1 protein-coding gene is annotated in these 565 nt (G+C 42.5%); it reads left to right on the forward strand.

The window, feature by feature from the left end:
• Positions 1-520, forward strand: a 520-nt coding sequence (locus tag H2672_RS19250; RefSeq protein ID WP_186674012.1) for a transposase, incomplete at its 5' end; no start/stop codon positions are given.
• Between the last annotated feature and the right edge of the window lie 45 nt (positions 521-565).

Raw genomic sequence — 565 nt, forward strand, 5'->3', positions numbered from 1 at the left:
GTGCGACATGAGTAGTGAAAATAGGAATAGATATACCCAAGAATTAAAGGACGCTGTCCTAGTAAGAATGATGCCCCCTAATAACGAATCCGTTAAGAGTATTAGTAAGGATACAGGTGTTTCAGAACAATCTCTTTATCAATGGAGAAAAAAAGCCCGTATTGACGGAAATGCAACACCTGGAAACGGACAGACTTCAGATCGCTGGAGTAGTGAAGATAAGTTTCTGGTAGTAATGGAAACCTACGCAATGAATGAAACAGATCTTGCAGAATACTGCCGCAAAAAAGGTTTATATAAAGAACAGATTGACTCGTGGCGTTCTGTTTGTCTGAATGCCAACACTGGTGAACTGAATCAAACTAAACGGCTTTCCCAGGAGCTGAAGGATGAAAAAAGACGGACAATCGAGATTGAAAAAGACCTACGTATAAAAGAGAAAGCGTTGGCAGAAGCCGCGGCCTTATTACTATTAAGAAAAAAGGCCCGAGCGATCTGGGGGGACCACGAGGACGAATGATTATCTCGTCAGATCGCGAACTTGCGGTAGAGCTTATCCAAGAAG

The organism is Sporosarcina sp. BP05, from assembly GCF_014282005.1.
GTDB lineage: Bacteria > Bacillota > Bacilli > Bacillales_A > Planococcaceae > Sporosarcina.